4 protein-coding genes and 1 pseudogene are annotated in these 2,131 nt (G+C 70.4%); 2 read left to right on the forward strand and 3 right to left on the reverse strand.

From position 1 onward, the window contains the following. A pseudogene (locus I53_RS18875) lies at window positions 1-290 on the reverse strand (NADP-dependent malic enzyme); the annotation flags it as partial. A gap of 78 nt (window positions 291-368) precedes the next feature. On the opposite strand from I53_RS18875, the gene I53_RS18880 reads away from it, so the two are divergent. Beyond that, window positions 369-1,019, forward strand: coding sequence for a CatB-related O-acetyltransferase (locus tag I53_RS18880; protein WP_051044887.1), 651 nt, complete (start codon window positions 369-371; stop codon window positions 1,017-1,019). Then, window positions 1,016-1,267 carry a DUF3297 family protein gene (locus I53_RS18885; RefSeq protein ID WP_043353490.1) on the forward strand — a complete coding sequence of 84 codons (252 nt, stop codon included), beginning with the start codon at window positions 1,016-1,018 and terminating at the stop codon, window positions 1,265-1,267. Before I53_RS18880 ends, I53_RS18885 begins: the two co-directional genes overlap by 4 nt. On the opposite strand, the gene I53_RS18890 is transcribed toward I53_RS18885, so the two are convergent. Together I53_RS18890 and I53_RS18895 are read right to left on the reverse strand one after the other, a co-directional pair. Beyond that, a complete protein-coding gene (locus tag I53_RS18890; protein ID WP_043353491.1) occupies window positions 1,237-1,569 on the reverse strand; it encodes a type II toxin-antitoxin system HicA family toxin in 333 nt (110 codons plus the stop codon). The two genes, I53_RS18885 and I53_RS18890, sit on opposite strands and share 31 nt — an antisense overlap. Beyond that, window positions 1,566-2,131, reverse strand: a 566-nt coding sequence (locus I53_RS18895; protein WP_043353493.1) for an acyltransferase, incomplete at its 5' end; no start/stop codon positions are given. The genes I53_RS18895 and I53_RS18890, both read right to left, overlap by 4 nt.

The raw sequence follows: 2,131 nt of genomic DNA on the forward strand, positions 1-2,131 counted from the left end.
GCTCGGTCCCGGGGGACCTCTAGAGTCGGACCGATATCGCCCAGGCCCAGCACGGCCGTGCCGTTGGAGAGCACCGCCACGAGGTTCTGGCGGATCGTGAGGGTCGCGGCCTCCTGGGGATCGTCGTGAATCGCCATGCAGGCGGCGGCGACGCCCGGGGAATAGGCCAGGGCGAGGTCGCGCTGGTTGCCCAGCGGCTTGGTTGCCTGGATCTCCAGCTTCCCGGGCTTGGGCAGGCGGTGGTAGACGAGCGCCCCGGCCTTGAGGTCCTCGGACATGTTATCGGCCATCGCCCACGCTCCCGCTCACCTTTTTCACCGAGGACGACGCGGTCGCGCCTCGCACGGGCTCGCGTCTTGACCGGTCTGTTGCACCGGCTGCGCAGGGGGCGCAACCCGCACAACGAGACGCGGCTCCACCTCGCCAAACTGGCGAGGACCTACGGCTTCTCCATAGGCGCCTATTCGTATGGGCGTCCAAAAGTCCGCTTCCCGGAGAGCGGGCGGCGGCTGACGATCGGCCGGTATTGTTCCATCGCCGACAAGGTCGAGATCCTTCTCGGCGGCGACCACCGGCTCGACTGGGCGTCGACCTATCCATTTGCGGCCATGCGCGGGCTGTTCCCGGATGCCCGGGCGCCCGAGGATTACCATGCCTCCAGGGGCGACGTGGTGATCGGGCACGATGTCTGGCTCGGGTCCGGCTGCATGATCCTGTCCGGCGTCACGGTCGGGCACGGGGCCGTGGTGGCGGCAAGGGCCGTCGTGACGCGCGACGTGCCGCCCTACGCCATCGTGGCGGGCAACCCGGCGCGGGTGGTGCGGCACCGGTTCGACGCGGCCACGGTGGCGGCGCTCGTGGCGGCGGCGTGGTGGGATAGGCCGCACGACACGGTCACCCGGCTGGTGCCGCTGCTGCAGAGCGGCCGGATCGCGGATCTGCTCGCGGCGTTGCGCGTCAGCGCGGATTCCCGTACCGGCGGGGCCCAAATCGACGACGACCCGAGACCTGGACGATGACCGACACGCCTCCCGACCGCCTCGCCGCCAACCCCAACAGCCCGTTCTACGACGAGAAGGCGCTGGAGCGCGGAGTCGGTGTCCGATTCAAAGGGGTCGAGAAGACCAACGTCGAGGAATATTGCGTGAGCGAGGGCTGGGTCCGGCTCTCGGCCGGCAAGACCCTCGACCGGGCCGGCAACCCGATGACCGTGAAGCTGAAGGGTACGGTGGAGCCTTATTTCCGGGACCCGTCCGCGGAGGCCTGATCACCCTTCCTGGCAAGAGCGCCCTGGAAGTTGCGCACGGCCTCTGCGACGAGAACCCGAAGTCGCTCCGGGGAGCGCGGTCCGTCGATGATGAGGCTTGCGAGAATATCGGTGCGGCGGGACCGTTGCTTGGCAGTGCGCGGGTGGTTCGACACGCGCAGGTGCCACGGGCCATCGGGCCGCTTCAGATACAGGCTGTCGCCGCGTTCGTTCCGGGCGACGACCGTGAAGCCGTTGGCCTCCAGCATCCGCGCCGCGAGGGCCAGCGCCTTCAACGGCGAGAGAGGCCCGTCGGCGCTCACGATCCGGCGGGCTCGATCGTGCCGAGGCGACGCCGCCCCAGCGCCCGCACCTTGAGCGCCAGGGCCGGCCGCTCGATTCCGTACCAAGACACGGCGGCGACCGGTACGGTCAGGGCGAGGGCGGGGGCCAGCAATGCGGCTCCCGAGACGTCCGGCCACAGGGCATGCAGGCTCTGCTGGATCGGCCAGCCGTAGAGATAGATCCCGTAGGACAGGTCGGCCGGCGGATCGAACGGTCCACGCGCCAACGGGCCGAGGGCGAGCCAGACCACGCCGTAAGCCTCGGCCAGGAACAGCAGGGCCGAATAGGCCGGTGTCCGCGCGAGGACGAACGCGCCGAAGGCCAGGCAGGCGAGGGCGGCGGCCGAGACCCGCAGGCGGGCGCGCCACAGATAGAGCCCGGCCCCGGCCGCGAAGATCATCGGCAGGCGCAGTGCCGTCTCGGTGCCCTTGGGCAGGTCGAGGCCCCGCAGGGCGCCCATGACGACCAGCGCCAGCGCCAGGCCCATGACAATGATCAGGGCCGACCAGCGCCGCCGGAGCAGACCGCACAGGGCGGCGA

It is taken from the genome of Methylobacterium sp. B1, from assembly GCF_000333255.1.
Lineage (GTDB): Bacteria > Pseudomonadota > Alphaproteobacteria > Rhizobiales > Beijerinckiaceae > Methylobacterium > Methylobacterium fujisawaense.

Excerpts from the sequence above, each read along its gene's own strand:
- I53_RS18885 (WP_043353490.1), top strand. The coding sequence starts at position 1,016 with ATGACCGACACGCCTCCCGACCGCCTCGCCGCCAACCCCAACAGCCCG.